Below are 19,701 nucleotides of genomic sequence, written 5' to 3'. Positions count from 1 at the left end.
GGCCCCAATCGTTTGGAATTCGAGCATCTGGATTTCACTCGTCGCGTGCCCCATCCCTCCGCACAAGGTAACGCGTTGCGTGCGAGTTACGCAAGGAAACAGGAATGCATTGATGCCTGACGCAAACGACGACGCGTCACCGCGGCCCTCGCAAACCCGCGTGAGAGCCGCGTCCAACCCGTCGCCGCAAACACGGCGATCGAAGGGCGATGCGCCCATTGCACAATCGATTTCGGACTCTCAGTTGGCCGAGACAGCTCTTTGTGCTCGCGCCGACAGCGAGAATAGGCAGAACGAAGATGCCCAAAAACAGCCCACCGACGACGGCCACTTGGTAAACGATCGGGCGCAGCAGCCGGGAACGAACGACGACTGCGACCGACTCGATGCTCTCTTGGAAACCTGCCTCGAAGCCTACCTTGACGCCACTCCAGACGACTCGCCTGACTTTTTGCGTCAGTTCCTGCCTGAATCGAACGTGGAAACGAAGCGGTTTCTGCTCAACGAACTGATCAAACTTGACATGGCCAGTCGCGCCGAAACCGACGGCCGGCCACCACGGATCGAGTCACTGCTGGAACATTTCCCCGACGTGATGCCGCTCGACCGCGTGCCGCTCGATTTGGTGATGGAAGAAATTCAGCTGCGGCGTGACGTCGGCGAAACTCCTCAGGCGGAGGACTATCAGGGCCGATTTCCCCAGCACCATGAAATCATCGGCGAAATGCTCGGCGGTCAACTAAGTTCCAAGCCCGAAGCGACAATGGCGGTGCTGCATAAGAAGAAGCAGCCGGAGTTTGAAATCGGTCAGCGAATCGATGACTTCGTGATCCTGCAAACGCTTGGCAGCGGGGCGTTTGCACATGTCTATCTGGCGCGACAAGATTCGATGAGTCGACTGGTCGCGTTGAAGGTCTCGCAAGGAACTGGCGACGAACCACAAGCGCTGGCCCAATTTGATCATCCGAACATCGTCCGAGTCTACGACCAACGCTTGCTCGACGATCCCCCATCGCATTTGCTGTATATGCAGTTCCATCCCGGTGGAACACTTGCCGACGTCGTCGCGATCGTCAAACACACCGGGCGATTCAATCGTCGCGGCGAAATCATTCTGCAAGCGGTCGATCGTGCCTTATTGCGAACCGCTCAGGCGGTGCCAGAACAATCGACATTGCGAATCAAGTTGAGCGGTTTGTCGTGGCCGATGGCGGTCGCCTGGATCGGAATCCACCTCAGTCGAGCGTTACAGAACGCACACGACCGCGGGGTGATGCACCGCGATGTCAAACCTGCCAATGTCTTGTTGTCGGCCGAAGGCATTCCAAAGCTCGCCGATTTTAATGTGAGCTTTGCCGGGAGTGCCGGACGCGCCGGAGCGGCCAGCAGCTTCGGAGGGTCGATCGGCTACATGGCGCCCGAACACCTTCGGGCAATTTCGGCGACGGCGGTGACGGTTCCCGAAGAAGTCGGTCCGCAAGCCGACCTTTATTCGCTGGCGATACTTCTCTGGGAACTCTGGCAAGGACGGCGACCGTTTGAGTGCCGTGGCACACCGGAGTCGTGGATCGATGCGGTGGAGCAGCAACTGCATGCTCGACGACACATCAATTCACCCAACGACCCCGAAAACGATGTTGTCAGCAGACTACTCGCACAGATTCTACATGACGCATTACAGTACGAGCCAAAGGATCGAATCGGATCGGGCGCGGAGTTCGAAGCCCGGTTGAAGTTGGCGCTCAACCCCGAAGCGGCACGAATCTTCGATCCTGATCCGAACAGTCCTCTGGCATGGCTAGGTCGGCGGTCGCCATGGCTGATCACCTCGGCGATCATCTTGATTCCCAATGCTTTAGCCGGCGTGTATGGCTATTTCTACAACTTCAAAGACACCCTCGGCAATTTGTTCCAAGAAGTCGAAGGCCTGCGATCAACCTTTGAAACGCTTTCGTTTTGCATTAACTCGGTCGCGTTTCCGTTGGCGGCATTCTTGGTAGTCTTTTACACCAAGCAAGTCTCACGCGGACTCGATCGGGTTCGCCGTGGAGATCAGGCGACCGAAGCGGATATCGATGCGACATTTCAACTCGGCCAGCGTGCCGCAGTGATTGGCGGATTTCTGTGGTGTTTGGCGGCAGTGCTGTATCCGTTAATCCTGCGTTTGATGTTTCCAGAAATCTCGCGTCGTGAATTCAGCCACTTCTTTTTGTCGCATGTTATCTGCGGCGGTGTTGCCGCGATCTATCCGTTCTTTGGCATCACCACTTACGCGGTATCGCTACTTTATCCAAAGCTCGTTCGGAAAACGCTGCGCGACCCGGGCTTCGATGATCGACTCACCAAAACGGTAGCACGCTGCGAAGCGCATCTCTACCTCGCGTGCCTAGTTCCGCTCCTTGGCGTCACGCTGTTGGTCGTCAGTCAAGCTGACGCGCGGGACGTCATGTTGGTCTCGCTGATCGCAACCGGCTTGGGGCTGATCGCCGCGTTTAAAGCGTACAAGTACGTGTTGCGAAAATTGCAAACGATGAGCTTGGTGATGTCGAACCGAGATGACGCGACCAGTTTGGTTTAGAATTATTGAACCAACCACTCAAACGACAGACGCACCCGATCACCTACTTGAGAATTGGCGAACGCCGAAGCAGGAATCACTAGAGCGGCATTTTGATAACATCACCGCACTGATCCGGCACGAACACGGTTTCGCAATCGCAGTTACCGATCGAAAACCCGAATCAATTCGACGATGAAATGAATGGTCGAATTCGGTGGTACGGCATTGCGTTGGCCTAATTCTCCGTAGCCTAACTCCGGCGGAATTTCCAGTTCGATCATGCCACCCTCCCCGACCAACTGTATCCCTTCGCTCCATCCTTTCACAACGTTGTAAAGATTCAGCGTCGCCGGTTTTCCCTTCGCATAAGTGCTGTCGAAGACGGTTCCGTCATCGAGTGTCCCGATGTAGTGAACCTTGACGTGGCTGCCCGCATCTGGCTTTTTCTTATCGCTCTTTCGCAAAATCCGGTACTTCAATCCAGATTCTGTCGTCGTGAACTCGGTCGGTGCGTCGGGGTCATAATTGGAAGGGCCGTAGCCTGCCGAGCACCCGACTACCAGACACATCCCTAAGAGCATGGACACACGAACAAGCGAAGACGATAACGAGTGGTCGGCCATGTCAAATCTGTCGGACAGTCGGTACGAATTAGTTTCAATCCCTACGATCCTAGCACGCGATTGTTCGCCCATGCAGGGGTGTTTTTTCACTCGTTCGATCGCCCCAAAACCATTCCGAAAACGGCAGGCCGAACGTGCCTGCGCCGGGTCTGCGTCGCCAAAACCGACTCCAAAGCCCTCGATCCTGGCACACTCGTTGGCATGCTTCGATTTCCGGATCACGCTTCCGCGGCAACCCTGCGCTAGAACAACGTTCGAATGCCGAGTCGCTTGTGTTTCCGGATAGATAATTCAGCCGCAGCGCGGACGAATTGTCGCCGGGGCGCCGCTGGCCGAATCTTGCTTCATGCCCGTTTGGCAACCGCTTATTCGACAGTCTGATCCGATGTCGTTTGTTGCCCGAATTGATTGATCGCCGATTGAAGGTCCGACTGACGAATCGCCGGAACCTGCCCCGACGACGGAGCAGGAAGCGTTGTCGCCTCTGGCGATCCCATTTGATTCGGTCCTTCTTGGGCAGGCGTTGTCTGGGCAGGTGCTGCCTGAGACGACGCCGCCGGGGCAGGTTGAATTGTCGGCGATGCCTGCGAAGCGGCGCCGGCGGATGTGTTCACGCCAATACTCGTCGAGGCAACTTCGGCGACCGTGACAGCCGGGATTTCCGTCAGTTCGAATAGACGCAAGTTATTCGCCTCGTTCGATTCGAGAAACTGATCGTAGCTATCGAGAACGACCAGCAACCGATTCAACGGCAGGGCTGCACCGTTGTATTGCCCCATCGCGAGAGCTTCGACGGGCAACGTGACCGTCACTTGAGCCGTCTGCCCGGCGCCAAGACAAGCGATCGTCTCGGTCCGATTTGGACTGCAAGGATTGATCCGGCCGAATAACCCCACCGCAGTCAGTCGCAGGGAATGAACGTCGCGTGTGCTGCAGTTCTTGACCATCACCTCAAACGCAGGCCCACAACCGGGCTGCGGCGTGCCGTGCTGAGCAACCGAGACAAGATGTAGATCCCCCAGTTCGGACACCGGCATTTGGAATGGTCCTAACGGGTGATGCATCCTTATCTCTGATTGAGTTTGTCGGTCATTGTTGACTCCGTAACGCATCAATAGCGAAATCACATGATCGCAGCGGTCAGGTCCGGTCAGTAAACGATGGAGCGTGACGTCGTCCGCGATCGTAGTGGATGGCGTTATCAATGCTGCCGCCGATAGAATTAGCACGGCAAGGGACGCGCTTAGTTGTGTTCGTTTCATTGGTCGTCTCATCGATTCTAGAAAGTGGTGGCGAATGAAAATGGTCGTATGGTCCCCTGTAATCGCAGGGTCCAACGAGCAATAAAAAACCTCGCCATGGCAATCGATCGAAGCGATTGGGCGAGGTTGCGATGAAGCTGGAACAGTTGTCAGCGAAGCGTTTTCCGATTTATTGATTCGGCGTCGTCATCAACGTCGACGATCAAACCGGTCTCATTCGCTGCGAGCGAATCTCGGTCGATCACCAAGCTCCGCAGAACCAATTGGTGTATACCGGAACGTGGTAGGTCACGGGGTAGTGATAGGTGTAGGTGACCGGACGGTAGCAGCGGTAGCTGTAGTGGGGGCGGTAGTAGCTGTATCCGTAGCTGTAGTGCCGATGCCCGTATCCGTTGTACCCATACCCCACCCGTCGGAAGCAGGCCGCGATCGCATCCTCGTCGGTGTCGTCATTGCCGAGCAACGCGTCAACATCGGCCTGGCCGAGCTGATCCTCTGACGCCATTTCGGACGACGCTTCAACGACCGCGACCCCGGCTCCGTCGAGTTTTGCCAGCGAATTGAGTAAGTCATCGTTAGCGCTGACGGTGCCGAAAATCATTGCGATCGGGGCAACAGAGAGAAGGATTCGTTTCAACATGGTTCGGTTCCTTAAGATTCATTCGACAGATACTGGTTCGTTACTAAAACGGCGAGTCTGTCGAGCGTCTCGCCGTTTTGATGTCCTTTGCACAGGTAGCCAAGCGGGCGAGCGGCGTGGTTGTTTCAAACTTTCCCAAGAAAACTTTCCCAAGACAAAGACGGCCATGGCATGGAACCAACCTGCACTGCTTTTCGCCATGGCTGGTGAACGTATTGCCAACCCATTGAGCGGCATCGACTACCGCGGAATCGTCTTTAACTCAGGCCATATCGAACGCGTTAAAATACCCTCCTACCTGTCGGTTTGATGGACTCGATTCCGACTGATTGCGTAAACGACGCGATTGGGACGATTGAACAAGTGGGACGATTGAACAAGGCGAAATCATGAACATCGAAGGCTGGGACGAGTTTTCTGACGAAGAGCAAGAGTTGCTGTTGGACCTTGGTCAGCTCGCGCTCGATTTGATCGGAATCGTCGAGCCGACTCCCTTTGCCGATTCCACCAACGCAATCATTTCGATCACCCGCGGTGATTGGTGGGGATCGTTGCTTAGCGGAGTCGGTGTCGTGCCGTACATCGGTGATTTAGCGAAGTTTGGAAAGCTTCCCAAATACACGCGAAGTTTCGACAAGGCGATGTCGATCGCGCGACGGAACCCGAGCTTTGCCGTTCCAGTCCGCGCGCTCGCTAGCCGAATCCTGGTCGCGATCCGAAAGTTGCCGATCGAACGCTTGCCCATTTCAGCTCGACGAGTACTGGAAGACCTCCATCGGAAGCTCTCCGATTTTCTCGGCGGCGGCCTCCGTATCTCTCGACTCGATCAACTTACCGACGAAACGCTTCGCCTTGTTTTCGGATCGACAAAGCACGTGGGGCTACTACCGCGAAAGAATATTCGAACGATTGTCGAGTTCTTTGACAAATACAACGTCGGCGGTCGCCAGCCGACACAATGGGCCGAGCTGATCAAAGGCATCGACTTGCACGCCGTCGAGCCGGTCAAGGTCGTGAAGATTCCTAAAGGCGAGATGTTCGCCCAGTACGTTGACCTGACCAAGGATGCCAATCGCCAGATCGGTCAGTGGATGGTCCGCGCTCGTGGGGCCGTTTCCCATCGCAACATCGGACTGTCCGAAGCCGGCCGGGAACGCAAGCTCTTTCAGCTCAAACGAGGCGCCGAAATGCTGCATTCCAAAGCGGCAGCTGCAGCCGATCACTGGACCAAGAGTGGCCCCAAACCACATTCCGCTGTTTCGCGAAGCGAAAAAAGCGGACTTCTCGAGATGAAACGTGCGGAACAGGTTGCCGGCGGAGGCGAGCAATTCTTTTTACCGCGAGCCTGGGAATTGTTAGCGCCGGTCACAGAGGCATCGGCCAAGTGATCGATCATTCTGCCGCAGATCAGTCGCCGAGTTCGGCCACCCGATATTCAGAAAAAGACAAATCACGAGTGCGGTGTTTCAAAACGATTGCGGATTTCGATAAGTCAGTCGACGGGTACCAACGTTTGTCCAATCAACAGAACCGTGGCGAACGCCATACGGCTGATCGTCACTTGCGTTTTCCGCCGAGTCTTCCGGTTTGAAGCTCCAGAATCTTCAGCGGTTGACTAACGTCCTTCGTCGGCGGCTGGATTACAAGTGATACCGCCGCCTCCTCAGAGAGCGATGTCGCGTCGATCGTGCCGGCCTGAATCTGCTCTTCAATTCGAGCCATCCAACGCAGCCGATCGACGGATTTGGGATCACGAGCGACAACGAAAGCGACGTTCTCGGCAGACGTTTTGAATTGGGAAACCGAGTTCCGTTTCGAATCCTCGGTTCGATCTCGGGCGAAAATTTCGACACCATCTTTTGATCGGCGAACACCGATTTGTATGCCCTCGATCACAACCGCAACGCTGCCACCTGCGTCTTGTTCCTTCGGTAACGAAGTACGGATCAGGAACGCATTTCCAACGGCTAACTTTATTGTATCGGCGAATTCAACTCGTCTGTCAGTTCCGCTAACGTCGAACTCTATTCCATGATCGGTCGCCCGAAAAACGATTCCTTCGGCATCAACTTCGAATCGTTTTTCGATGGCCTTTGGAAAACTGTCGATGGTGACAAACTCGGTCGGCCACAGCTTTACCGGGACGTTCTTTTTAGCTTTACCAATCAACAGACCGGCCATCGGTTGAAATCCTGCGTCGCTTGATTTCATACCCTCGGCGACTTGCGATGACTGTGATTCGATGTCATCCAAAATGTTGCCGAACTTAGATCCGAGCGAAGTTCCGAGCCCACTCCCCGTTTCACGTCGGGCCACGATCGGGCTCTTACTCTTGCGTGGTAAGGTGTCCGCGGATGTGGTTTGCACGGGGGCCAGTCGCTTTCGCGGCTCCGTGGCAGATCCATCGTTCTGACCGGCCGCTGAAGACCTCGACGCCACCTCGGCGGCTTGCATGGACTGCGTGGCTTGCGAGCTTACTTCGGCGGCACGTCGTCCCCCCGGATCTCGGTTAACCCAATAAACGATCCCAACGATCGCGAGCAACACCGACGCGCTGGCTGCATGCAGCGGCCATTGGCTTGGCTTACGCCGCCGATAGGGCGTTGACGATGTCGTCGTTGCCGCATCATTCGCTTCGACACTCGTCGGATCAGAGTCGCTCTGGTCTGAAACAGTTTTGCCTTGACCAGACGCGGCGTTTAATTCCGAGCTTAGTGACGGTGAGCGGAGTTCTCGATCGTATGCTAGCCGAAGCTCATCCGATAGTAAGGTTCGCTTTGCGACGGAGACTTGGCTAAGTAACTGCTGAACCGTCTTTCGCTCCGGCCCCGATGCCAGTTGATGTAAGTAAGCTCCTCGCGATTTGGCCGCCCGTTCGATCACATCGGTATCGGATTCGTAATCTTCTACGCCGAGAATGGCATAGTGATTCGGCGGAAGTCGGTCGGCAGGAATCTCAAGCCATTCCTGATAGTACTGATGCAAGTCCGAAGAACTGGACATGGGTAAGAACGGATAGCGTAGTGGCAAGCAATCGTAAGACGAGATGCGAGATCATCGCGAAGCTTCTATTTATAGCACCTCGAATTGCGCCAAGGGCGGCGGTGGGCGCGAATTGCCGGCAAACACCACCCTACTGAAGTGGTCGTGCAGCTTTTAGGGGGCTGACAGCTATTCCATATGCTGAACCCCAAAGACACGTGTTTACCTGCTTACCTTTGCTGATTGCCTGATTCGAGTACCGCCATGCGCTGTGCATGCCTGGAACGTTCGAACAGCATCTGTCGTTGCTCTTCGGTATGAGCCTTTGCGACGGACGTTTGCTCGAACGTCAGCAGCAATGAGTAGGCACTAGAAGCCTGATAGTAGCAACGCGAGGCAAGCTCGGCCGTCGAAGCCCGTTCGCCAAGCGAAGCCCATTGCCGACCCAGCCATCGCAAATCTTTCGGAGTCAGCTCTCGGTGACGATGACGCAAAGATTCGATCGCGGAAGCAAACCGCTGAAGCGCCGGACGGTCAAGTCGTTTTGTTGAGCCGAGTTGCTGAGCGATCTTCTGTACCGGCATCAAAAACGGCGATAGCTCTGCTTGAAGCAGCTCTGCTTGTTCGTGATTGGTCGGGGCGACTGTGCTTTCCGCCAACTCAATTGAGTCACCGGCGATTGTTTCCATGCTTGGTTGAGGTGATCCTAATTCGATTTTGGCGATCGCCGTCTCGATCGGCTCCGCCTCCGGTGAGGAAAACTCTGCCGGCAATGATTGATCATCTGGAGTCGCGTTCGAATCGTCCGTTATCGATGCTGTTGAATTCGCTGTCGGTTTGTTGAGCCCGACCACAGGACGAGCCGGCATTTGCATGGCGAGCTGATCGCGAACGCTCTGCAATGACCACTGATGCTCGGTACCGTCGAACACAAACCAAAACAGCAACATCGCAACCGGGATGACCGCCAATGTCGAGGCAAGGTACCTTAGCAAGACTCCTTTGGTTTCGACGTCGCCGTCGATCCGCCGCGATGCGTTAAGTCGCCCCTTCGGTTGATCGGACATAACCTCACGACGACGTACCGTTTCCGCTCGATCAACCTTCGCCGCTAAGGGCTTCTTCGCCGTACCGGCCTCGCTTGCCGAACCTGATCCGGTCCGGTCGAGCGCCAATGGTGGATAGGGAACCAAGTCAAACGTGAATGCCGAATCGATCGCGTCCAAATTGTCTTTGATCTGAAACACGAACCCACATTCACATTCTGCCGATTCACCAATTGCGTCGCGCGGCACAGGGTACTCGTTTTGGCAACCCGGACAGGACACCAGAAACTGATCGTCAGATGCATCAGCCGTGGGCGTCTGCGACTTGGCAACGGGCGGCTTTCGGTGTTCGGAATCAGCCGTGATTGGCTCAACTGGCTCCGTTGGCTCCGTCGGCTCGATCGCTGGACATGTTGCCTCGGGGACTTCTGCCAGGATCGGTGGACTAACCGGAAGGTCGATGGCGTAAAGCAGTGGCGACGCGATGATCGGTAACTCAATGGCTTCAGAGTCTCGCGTGGATTCCTCGTACACCTCGATCGAATACAGTTCCGGGGCGGCAACGATCGGAAGCGCGAACGAAACATCCTCAACGGTCAACTCAACAACGCTGGGCAAATCGATCGCAAAGACTTCGGGACTAGCAACGATCGGTAGCCTGACGTCCGACGGTGACGGAGCTTCTCTCTCGATGACTTCGATCGAGCACAGTTCCGGGGCGGCAACGATCGGAAGCGCGAACGATACCTGCTCAACAGTCAACTCAACGACGCTGGGCAAATCGATCGCGAAGACTTCGGGACTAGCAACGATCGGTAACCTGCCGTCCCACGGTGACGGAGCTTCTCTCTCGATGACTTCGATCGAGTACAGTACCGGGGCGGCAACGATCGGTAGCGAGAACGATACCTGTTCAACGGTCAACTCAACGACGCTGGACAAATCGATCGCGAAGACTTCGGGAATAGCAACGATCGGTAACCTGACGTCCCACGGTGACGGAGCTTCTCTCTCGATGACTTCGATCGAGTACAGTTCCGGGGCGGCAACGATCGGAAGCGCGAACGAATTCGCCTCAACGGTCAACTCAACGACGCTGGGCAAATCGATCGCGAAGACTTCGGGACTAGCAACGATCGGTAGCCTGACGTCCGACGGTGACGGAGCTTCTCTCTCGATGACTTCGATCGAGCACAGCTCCGGGGCGGCAACGATCGGAAGCGCGACGCCGACTGCAACTGCCTGGACGACGATCGCTACGCCGTTACGGGAATCCGAAAGATCACAACCCGGCGTTGTCTCCGACAAAACGTCTAATTCAGCCGCCGCAACCGGCAGTGTTGGCTCCGGCAGTGTTGGCTCCGGCAGTGTTGGCTCCGGCAGTGTTGGCTCCGGCAGTGTTGGCTCCGGCAGTGTTGGCCCAGTTGTGCTGGATGCGATTGGTGCGGCAGGCAAAGCAGCGGGCACAGAAACCGCTGGCGGTTGCCAACACTGTAGCCGGTTCGTTGGGATGGTGATGATTGATCCGCACCGACACGGCAGTTCTTCACCTGCACCGGCACAATTGACCACGTACTCAGTCCCACACTCGCCACAGTACGCATCGATTTCATCATTGAGCCACTCGACCACCGCGAGCGCAGCACCACACTCGCAACGAATCGGCGTCAAATTAGCCTGGTCTCCGCGCGCAGCATCAACCGTCGCTTGTTCAAGCTCCAGCGTTTTCCTGCAATCAGGGCATTGGCCGACGTAAGTGCTCAAACCATTAGGGGCGGGAATTGAGGGTGCGGAAATCACCGCCGAGTCTAGCAATCCGCGAGCTCTCACCCCAAGACAGTTTTCGCGTTCTACGGGCTTTCTCGCGCGTGGAACCGTGTTTCACGCGACTACTAAGAACGCGTCCCATTCAACTCAACAAACTGGGTGGTTTGGCGAGTTTCGGGGTTACAGTTTACCGAGGTACCCGATGCTTTCTCGAATACTATCAAGCGGATGTGGCGAGTGGTCCTGTTCGACATGGCAATGCGCAACCCCCGCTTTCTCGGCAGCCGCTAGAATCGGTTGCATGTCGATCACACCGTTCCCGAGTTCTTTGAACGCATCCTTGGAGATCCCGTCGTAGGCAGGGGTCTCGACCGACGCATCGAGATCTTTGAGATGCAATTGAGTAACGCGGCCGGAGAGATCCCCGATCAGTTTGGCCGGATCGACCCCTGCGACCGCGACCCAAAACACGTCGATTTCGAATTTCATTTGATCCGAGAAACGTTCTTTGAAGACATCGTAGCCAGTCTTTCCACCTTCGAACGGTTTGAATTCGAATGCGTGATTGTGGTAGGCGAGTTGAACGCCCGCGCCCGCGGCTTTCTCGGCAGCCTCGTTGCACCGATCGGCGACCATCTTGTACTTGTCGAGCGAATCACGCATGTCCCCCGAAAGGTAAGGAACGACGAGGTGCGTTAGGCCATGCTTGTTAGCCTTTTCTAACAACGCATCAAACGGTTGAACGCCATTTCGCTCCGGATGCAAAATGCTGTCGGTGTTACAGTGCGAGGAATTCACGGTCATTCCATTCGCTTTCGCCTCGCGAATCATCGCATCGGCCCCTGGGAAACCGTACGGTTCGACTTGCTTGTATCCCGCATCAGCGACCGCCTTCAACGTTCCCGCGACGTCCTTCCCGATCTCATTTCGAAGTGTGTAAAGCTGGATCCCGATTTCATTGCGATAACGGTTGTCGGCATCGAGGGCGAGCAACCAATTCGGCTTTGCAATCAGAGTGGAAAGGGCCGCGCCGGCGGCTAGAAATTGACGACGTTTCATAAGATCAGTATAGGAAGGAAGGTTAAGATTCTATTCGAAAACCAGCGGGTGCCACTTAGTTGGCTAACAGCGTTACATCTTAATTCTATGATCAGCCGATTGGCGTTAGCCACGGTTGACAGCCGTGCGAGGACACTCCAATCGATCGGGAGCAATATTGTAGTCAATGTCAATCGAATGCTACGGCGCAGCGACCAAATTCAGTTCAGCGACCGCCTCGGTCACACGTTTTTGTAGTTCGATTCGAAAGGGACGGATGTCCGATCCACGCGTTTGCGTCAACATGATCCCGATCGTATCGGAGGGGACATCAAACCAGACATTTGTCCCGCTTGACCCGGTATGACTGAAGAGCGTCGGCTTACCCGATTCATCCCGCTGACGAACAAACAAGCCGCCTTTGGCCGCGAAACCGACTTCGTGTTCGGTCAGCAAACGCCGGCAAATGGCATCCGATAGATACTCTTCACCATCATGCATCCCGTCGTTTCGAATCATGAGCAGCCACGTCAACAAATCCGATGCGGTAGAGATAATCGTGCCTCCCGACGAACTGTATCGGTTCTTGTCAGGGACCAAACGTTCGCGAGAAACGAGCAACGTGCCGCTCTTCGAACCGATGTAGTAACGGGTTGGCATCGGCGCCTTGAGCTTTTCCACTGCGACGACGTCACGATAGAACGTTTGAGTCATCCCCAACGGTTCGCAGAGGTGTGTCAGCAGCATTTCGTTTCGCGGTTGATCGGTCACAATTTCACCGACGCGCGCGGCGACCTCCGTTCCGATTCCGCTGTACGAGAGCTTTGTTCCCGGTTGTCGCTTAAAGGGGAATTCGGTGGCAATTCGCCGAACGACAAACTCCAACGGTTGGTTGGTTGCCCAAGGCTGGTACCAAACTCGCCCGCCGGGAGCTTCGTCGTTTCGAAGGCCGGATGTGTGGGTCAATAACTCGGTCAGTGTCGGCGCCCGCTTGATCGGCTCGCCGGTCTCAAGTTGACAGTCCTTAAACTCTTCGATGTAGCGATCGATCGGGGCATCCAATTCAACGATCTTCTGGTCGGCCAATCGGTGAAGCAGCGTCCCCAAGATTGGCTTACTGACCGAAGCGACGACGGCAGGGGTATCGACCAGATACGGACGCTTTGTCTCGATGTCGGCATATCCGAATCCGGTCTGATAGACGATCTCTCCCTGGTGAAACACCATCAGCGATCCGCCCGCGACGACGCCATCGTCGACCGACTGATCCAAGTAGGCAGACACTGATTCAAACGCGGGCGGCGTTTCGGCAACACAAAGACTGGCAAGACATAGATTGACTGCCCCGATGATCGCAAACAACGGAACGAATCCGGGAAACCATCCCAACAGGCTAGCCGCGGTAAGTAAGAACTTGGCAGGAAGCGATTTTCTGAACATCTTTCACAGGGGCTTGGGGGACACCGCAACCGAAGAACACGCCGGACACGGATGGAAACATCACTCGATCGGCGGTCAGTGTATCACCACAAAACAAAACGCAGAGTCACCGGAGATGGATGGCTCTCTCCGACGACTCTGCGTTGTTGTACTTTCACGGCACCGGCCGCATTTCAATGCAGACGTGCGATATGAACGTTACACCTGCATCGTAGTCCCCATCGTGATGCCGGGGGCGGGCAATTGACTTTCACCTTGCAGGTACTGATCAATCGCACGTGCCGCACCACGACCTTCGTTGATCGCCCAAACGACCAAGCTTTGTCCGCGGCGACAGTCACCGGCCGCAAAGACTTTGTCGATGTTCGTTGCGAATTTACCATGCTCGGCTTTGAAGTTACTTCTGGGATCGGTGTCCAGTCCGAGTGATTCGGCAACGTATTGTTCCGGTCCCAAGAAACCCATCGACAACAGAATCAATTGGGCGGGCCATTCTTTTTCGCTGCCGGCGACCTCGTTCATTTTCCACTGTCCCGCATCGTCCTTCGTCCACTGAACTTCAACGGTCTTGATCGCCGCAAGGTTGCCTTCGGCGTCTTTCACGAATTCTTTACTCAGGATCTGATATTCCCGCGGATCACGACCGAACTTTGCCTCGGCCTCTTCGTGTCCGTAGTCAACACGGAAAATCCGTGGCCATTCCGGCCAGGGGTTATCGGAAGCTCGTTCGGCGGGTGGCTTCGGCAACAATTCGAAATTCACAACGCTACGACAGCCATGTCGCAAACTGGTCGCGATACAGTCAGTCCCGGTGTCGCCACCGCCGATGACGATCACGTCCTTGCCTTCGGCGCTAATGAAGCCTTCACCGACGTCGTCACCGTGAACGGATTGTTTGGTGTTCGCGGTGAGAAACTCCATCGCCAAATGGATTCCCTTGGCGTCACGATTTCCGATCGGCAAATCGCGAGCCTTGGTGGCACCGCAGGCGAGCAGGACCGCGTCGTACTCGTTGACCAACTCTTTCGGATCGACGTCTTTTCCGACGTTCACGCCGGTTTTGAAGGTCACGCCTTCGGCCGTCATCTTATCGACGCGTCGCTGAACGGCTTCCTTAGAAAGCTTCATGTTCGGAATGCCGTACTGTAACAATCCGCCAACGCGATCAGCTCGTTCGAGAACGGTCACGGTATGACCGGCCTTGTTCAGCTGATCCGCTGCGGCCATGCCGGACGGTCCGCTACCGACGATGACAACCTTTTTATCGGTCCGGGACTTCGGTGGTTCGGGGACGATCCAGCCTTCTTCCCATGCTCGGTCGACGATCGCATTTTCGATGTTTTTGATCGTGACCGGCGGATTGGTAATGCCCAAAACACACGAACCTTCGCAAGGTGCGGGGCAGGTTCGCCCGGTGAACTCGGGAAAGTTATTGGTCTTGTGCAAACGCTCGATCGCCTCTTTCCAGCGATTGTTGTAGACCAAATCATTCCACTCGGGAATCAAGTTGTCGATTGGGCAACCGGTCGCCGACTGGCAAAACGGCACTCCGCAATCCATGCACCGTGCGCCTTGCTCACGCAAATGATCAACTTTGTGCTCGGTGTAGATTTCGTCGTAGTCGTTTAATCGAACAACTGGCAGACGCCATGGTACTTTCTTCCGATCGAACTCTTTGAATCCAGTTGGCTTTCCCATTTCTTTCTCTTTCTATTCCGGTGGTCGTTGGTTTGTGAAGCTGGCGAGTTGGACAAGCGTTGGGGATTAACTTGTCACCGCCGCTCGCGATTTCTGTTCTTCGAGGACACGCTTGTAATCGGTCGGCATTACCTTGACGCATTGCGACAAGAACGTGTCCCATTGGCGAAGTGCCTCTTCAGCCACCTCGCTGCCGGTATAGTCGCGGAAGCGGGTGATCAACTCTTTGACCTCCGTTTCCTCTTCACCGCCTTCGATCTTTTCGAGCTCAACGAGTGCCAGGTTACACTTCAAATTAAAGTCACCGGCACGGTCCCAAACGTATGCGATCCCGCCGGACATCCCGGCCGCAAAGTTGCGACCGGTTTCGCCCAAGATGACCACACGACCTCCGGTCATGTACTCACAGCCATGATCGCCGACGCCTTCGACGACTGTTCGTGCGCCGCTATTTCGCACACAGAACCGTTCGGCCGCCACACCGCGGAAGAACGCCTCTCCGCCGGTCGCGCCGTACAAACAGACGTTCCCAATCAGGATGTTGTCTTGAGATGAAAACGTACTTGATTTGGGCGGGTAAACGATGATTCGCCCACCGCTAAGTCCTTTGCCGACGTAATCGTTGGCGTCGCCTTCGAGTTCGATGGTGACCCCGTGAGCCAAGAATGCTCCCAAGCTTTGGCCCGCCGACCCGTTAAGTCGGAGGCGAATCGTATCGTCGGGTAACCCAGCTTGGCCGTACTTCTTGGCAACCTCGTTACTAAGAATCGTGCCGACGGTTCGATTGATGTTCACAATCGGTGACTCGATCACGACCGATTTACCGTCATTGATCGCCGGTTGAGCTTGGTCAAGGATCACGGTCAGGTCCAGTGACTTGTCGAGACCGTGATCTTGCTCCATCGAACAGATGACGCCGACTTCCGGGTGCGGCTTTGTAGCCACACGCAAGATTGCCGTCAGATCCAAACCGTCTGACTTCCAATGTTTAATCGCTTCGTCGGTGTGCAACATGTCGCTCCGGCCGACCATCTCGTCGATTGTCCGGAAACCGAGTTCCGCCATGATACGGCGTGCTTCTTCGGCGACCATGAACAAGTAGTTGACGACGTACTCGGGCTTACCGTTGAACTTCGCACGTAGCTCAGGATCCTGAGTCGCAATTCCGACCGGGCACGTGTTGAGGTGACACTTCCGCATCATGATGCAGCCAAGTGTGATCAATGGCGCGGTCGAGAAACCGAACTCTTCGGCTCCCAACAAGGCCGCGATCACCACATCACGTCCGGTCTTCAATCCGCCATCGGTCTGCAGCACCACTCGGCTACGCAAATCGTTGAGCACCAACACTTGATGGGTTTCGGCAATGCCCAACTCCCAAGGCAAGCCGGCGTGCTTGATACTCGTCAACGGCGACGCACCGGTACCGCCGGTGTCACCGGAAATCAAGATATGATCCGAGAATGCCTTGGCGACACCGCTGGCGATCACGCCCACACCGACCTCGGAAACCAACTTCACGCTAATCCGTGCATTACGGTTGGCGTTCTTAAGGTCATGGATCAGCTGGGACAAATCCTCGATCGAGTAAATGTCGTGGTGCGGTGGCGGGCTAATCAAGCCGACCCCAGGCGTGCTGTAACGAATCCGGGCAATGTTCTCGTCGACCTTCTTGCCGGGAAGCTCACCACCTTCGCCGGGCTTGGCCCCCTGAGAAACCTTGATTTGGATTTCGTCGGCGTTGGTCAGATACTCGATCGTGACACCGAATCGTCCCGAAGCGACCTGCTTGATCGCCGATCGTTTGCTGTCGCCGTTCTCCAGCGTCTTGAACCGCACCGGGTCTTCACCGCCTTCGCCGGTGTTACTTTTTCCACCCAAACGGTTCATCGCAATCGCCAACGACTCGTGCGATTCGGCGCTGATGCTACCGAAGCTCATCGCCCCGGTACAGAATCGCTTCACAATCTCCGACGCCGGCTGAACCTCTTCGATCGGAATCGACTTGTCGGACTTTTTAAAGCCCAACAATCCGCGGAGCGTGCATCGGTTGCGATTGTCCGAGTTGATCTTGTCGGCGAACTTCCAGTAGGCATCTTCGTTGTTGGTCCGCGCGGCGACTTGCAAATTCGAAATCGACTCGGGACTCCAAGCGTGCTTCTCACCTTCGGCACGCCAATGGTACTCGCCAAGGTTTGGCAACGCTTTTGACGAATCGGTTTCGTTCTTGGGATAACCGAGTTCATGTCGACGCAAAGCTTCTTCTGCCAGGATGTCGAATGAAACACCCTGGATCCGGCTGGCGGTCCCCGCAAAGCACTTGTCGATCACTTCGTCGCGAAGCCCCAACGCTTCGAAGATCTGTGCCCCTTTATAACTTTGCAGCGTGCTGATGCCCATTTTTGCCATCACCTTCAACATGCCTTTCGCGACGCCCTTTCGATACGCGGCCACGATTTTTTCATCGTCCAGCGTCGTATCCATCAGGCCATCGCGCCGAGCTTGCCAAAGTGATTCGAAGGCCAAGTACGGATTGATCGCATCGGCACCGTAACCGATCAGCAAGCAGTGATGGTGCACTTCGCGAGCTTCGCCCGATTCGATGACCAAACCGATTCGGGTCCGCTTCGCCGCGCGAACCAAGTGGTGGTGAACCGCTCCGGTCGCCAAAAGTGCACTGACGGGAACGCGGTCCGCCGAAGTCTTGCGGTCGGACAGGATCACCAATTGGATCCCCGCATCCGCCGCCGCTTCGGCTTCTTCACAGATTCGATCAAGTGTCTTCACCAGCCCCGCTTTGCCTTCGCTACGATCGAACGTGATGTCGATGACGCGACTGTTCCACCCCTCGTAGTTGATATGCGAGAGCGCGGCGAGTTCTTCGTTGGTCAAAATCGGGTGTTCGACCAACAGGCGATGGCAGTGCTCCGGGGTCGCGGTTAACAGGTTTTGCTCCGGCCCGATGTAACACTCCAATGACATAATGACTTCTTCACGGATCGAGTCGATCGCGGGATTTGTCACCTGGGCGAACAATTGCTTGAAGTAGTCATAGATCATCCGCGGTTTATCACTCAAGCAAGCGATCGCACTGTCGTTCCCCATCGAACCGACGGGGTCGCGCAAATCGCGAACCAGAGGACGCAGCATGAAATTCATCGTTTCGGTCGTGTAACCGAACGCTTGCATGCGAGCCAGCAACGTGTCGCTGTCAAAACCGTGCGGTTCGCCTTCGGGGTGCAGGTCGGCCAACCGGATACGTTCTTTTCGCAACCAATCACCGTAAGGCATCGCCTTGGCAAAAGACGACTTGAGTTCCTCATCGGGAATCATGCGTCCCTGTTCGAAATCGATCAAGAACATCTTGCCCGGCTGCAATCGGCCTTTGGATTTCACGTTGGCGGGATCAACGTGCAACACGCCGACTTCGCTGGCCATGATCACGCGGTCATCATGGGTGATGTAATACCGGCTGGGGCGCAGACCGTTCCGGTCCAGCGTCGCGCCGATGCACTTCCCATCGGTAAAGGCAATCGAAGCGGGCCCGTCCCACGGCTCCATCATGCACGAAAAATACTCGTAGAAGGCCCGCTTGTCCTCGTCCATCGTGTCATGCTTCTGCCAAGCTTCGGGGACCATCATCATGATCGCTTCCTGAAGCGTGCGGCCGGTCATTAGCATGAATTCCAAGACGCTGTCGAACGTTCCCGAATCACTGCAGTGAGGCTCGACAACGGGAAACAGGTCTTTCAATTCATCGCCGAACAGTTCACTCGCCGCGCTGCCTTCGCGGGCTCGCATCCAGTTACTATTACCACGAAGCGTGTTGATTTCGCCGTTGTGGCTCATGAAACGCAGCGGCTGAGCACGGTCCCAACTGGGGAACGTGTTCGTCGAAAACCGGCTGTGAACCATCGCCAAGTGCGTTTTAAAATCCGGATCACGTAGGTCGGGGTAATACGGCAACAATTGCGCCGGCGTCAGCATCCCTTTGTAGATGATCAGCTTTGTACTCAGCGAGCAGATGTAGAACATCAACGCTTGCTTGAGTTCTTCGCTGCCACGAAGTTGGTGACTCGCTTGCTTGCGAATCATATAAAGCTCACGCTCGAACGCGTCGCCCTCGATGCCTTCGGCCGCACCGACAAATAATTGCTCGATGACCGGCTCGGCCGCACGTGCGGTCGGGCCAACGTCGGCCAAATCGGTCGCCTGGGGAACGTCCCGCCAACCGAAGAGAACCTGCCCACGCTGCTTGATCAGTTTCTCAATCGTCGACTTGCAAAACGCACGTTCTTTTTCGTCCTGTGGCAAGAACACCAAACCGGCGGCGAACTTTCCTTCGCCGGGCAGGTCAACGCCCAAGTCTTCTTTGGCGACTCGTTTAAGAAATTCGTGCGGCAAACCACACATCATCCCACAGCCGTCTCCGGTATTGGGCTCGCAACCGCAAGCCCCCCGGTGATCCATCGCGCAGAGGATTTGATCTGCGTCGAGAACGTTTTGATGACTCGGGACACCTTTGATATGCGCAATGAAGCCGACCCCACACGCGTCTTTTTCGTGTTCCGGGTTATACAGCCCCTGCGCTTCGGGAAGATGAAATCGTGGTTGTCGTGTTTGTTCAGCTTCTGTGGAAGACATA

Annotated in this window: 12 protein-coding genes; 3 read left to right on the top strand and 9 right to left on the bottom strand. The window is 55.6% G+C overall.

Annotation, left to right across the window (positions count from 1 at the left end):
* Positions 1-112 precede the first annotated feature (112 nt).
* The gene (locus FYC48_RS24260; RefSeq protein ID WP_149499371.1) at positions 113-2,578 is read left to right on the top strand and encodes a serine/threonine-protein kinase; all 2,466 of its coding nucleotides are present in this window, start codon (positions 113-115) and stop codon (positions 2,576-2,578) included.
* A gap of 143 nt (positions 2,579-2,721) precedes the next feature.
* Here the strand turns inward: FYC48_RS24260 and FYC48_RS24255 are convergent, their stop codons facing one another.
* The 3 genes from FYC48_RS24255 to FYC48_RS24245 all read right to left on the bottom strand — a co-directional run bounded on the left by FYC48_RS24255 (position 2,722) and on the right by FYC48_RS24245 (position 5,085).
* Entirely contained in the window at positions 2,722-3,183 is a 462-nt protein-coding gene (locus FYC48_RS24255; RefSeq protein WP_149499370.1) for an FKBP-type peptidyl-prolyl cis-trans isomerase, read from the bottom strand.
* A 365-nt stretch (positions 3,184-3,548) separates the two neighbouring features.
* Positions 3,549-4,445 (bottom strand): hypothetical protein, encoded by an 897-nt coding sequence (locus FYC48_RS24250; protein WP_149499369.1) that lies wholly within the window; start codon positions 4,443-4,445, stop codon positions 3,549-3,551.
* 241 nt (positions 4,446-4,686) lie between these two features.
* Positions 4,687-5,085, bottom strand: a complete 399-nt coding sequence (locus tag FYC48_RS24245) for a hypothetical protein (protein ID WP_149499368.1) — start codon at positions 5,083-5,085, stop codon at positions 4,687-4,689.
* Positions 5,086-5,251: 166 nt separating this feature from the next.
* Between FYC48_RS24245 and FYC48_RS27990 the strand changes: the two genes are divergently transcribed.
* Positions 5,252-5,395, top strand: a complete 144-nt coding sequence (locus FYC48_RS27990; RefSeq protein WP_160149745.1) for a hypothetical protein — start codon at positions 5,252-5,254, stop codon at positions 5,393-5,395.
* 79 nt (positions 5,396-5,474) lie between these two features.
* Positions 5,475-6,473, top strand: coding sequence for a hypothetical protein (locus FYC48_RS24240; RefSeq protein ID WP_149499367.1), 999 nt, complete (start codon positions 5,475-5,477; stop codon positions 6,471-6,473).
* A gap of 169 nt (positions 6,474-6,642) precedes the next feature.
* Here the strand turns inward: FYC48_RS24240 and FYC48_RS24235 are convergent, their stop codons facing one another.
* From FYC48_RS24235 to gltB, 6 genes are all read right to left on the bottom strand, one after another.
* Positions 6,643-8,088 carry a hypothetical protein gene (locus FYC48_RS24235; RefSeq protein WP_149499366.1) on the bottom strand — a complete coding sequence of 482 codons (1,446 nt, stop codon included), beginning with the start codon at positions 8,086-8,088 and terminating at the stop codon, positions 6,643-6,645.
* A 209-nt stretch (positions 8,089-8,297) separates the two neighbouring features.
* Positions 8,298-10,913, bottom strand: coding sequence for a hypothetical protein (locus tag FYC48_RS24230; protein ID WP_149499365.1), 2,616 nt, complete (start codon positions 10,911-10,913; stop codon positions 8,298-8,300).
* Positions 10,914-11,060: 147 nt separating this feature from the next.
* Entirely contained in the window at positions 11,061-11,939 is an 879-nt protein-coding gene (locus tag FYC48_RS24225; RefSeq protein ID WP_149499364.1) for a sugar phosphate isomerase/epimerase family protein, read from the bottom strand.
* Positions 11,940-12,119: 180 nt separating this feature from the next.
* Entirely contained in the window at positions 12,120-13,358 is a 1,239-nt protein-coding gene (locus FYC48_RS24220; protein WP_149499363.1) for a serine hydrolase domain-containing protein, read from the bottom strand.
* A 198-nt stretch (positions 13,359-13,556) separates the two neighbouring features.
* The gene (locus tag FYC48_RS24215) at positions 13,557-15,056 is read right to left on the bottom strand and encodes a glutamate synthase subunit beta (protein WP_149499362.1); all 1,500 of its coding nucleotides are present in this window, start codon (positions 15,054-15,056) and stop codon (positions 13,557-13,559) included.
* A 66-nt stretch (positions 15,057-15,122) separates the two neighbouring features.
* On the bottom strand, positions 15,123-19,700 hold the full coding sequence (gltB, locus tag FYC48_RS24210) for a glutamate synthase large subunit (RefSeq protein WP_149499361.1): 4,578 nt from the start codon (positions 19,698-19,700) through the stop codon (positions 15,123-15,125).
* Position 19,701: the final 1 nt, after the last annotated feature.

Origin of the sequence: Roseiconus lacunae, assembly GCF_008312935.1 — a bacterium.
GTDB classification, from domain to species: Bacteria; Planctomycetota; Planctomycetia; order Pirellulales; family Pirellulaceae; genus Stieleria; species Stieleria lacunae.
Note: the sequence above shows the minus strand (reverse complement) of the source record. Positions and strands in the feature narration are given on the sequence as shown.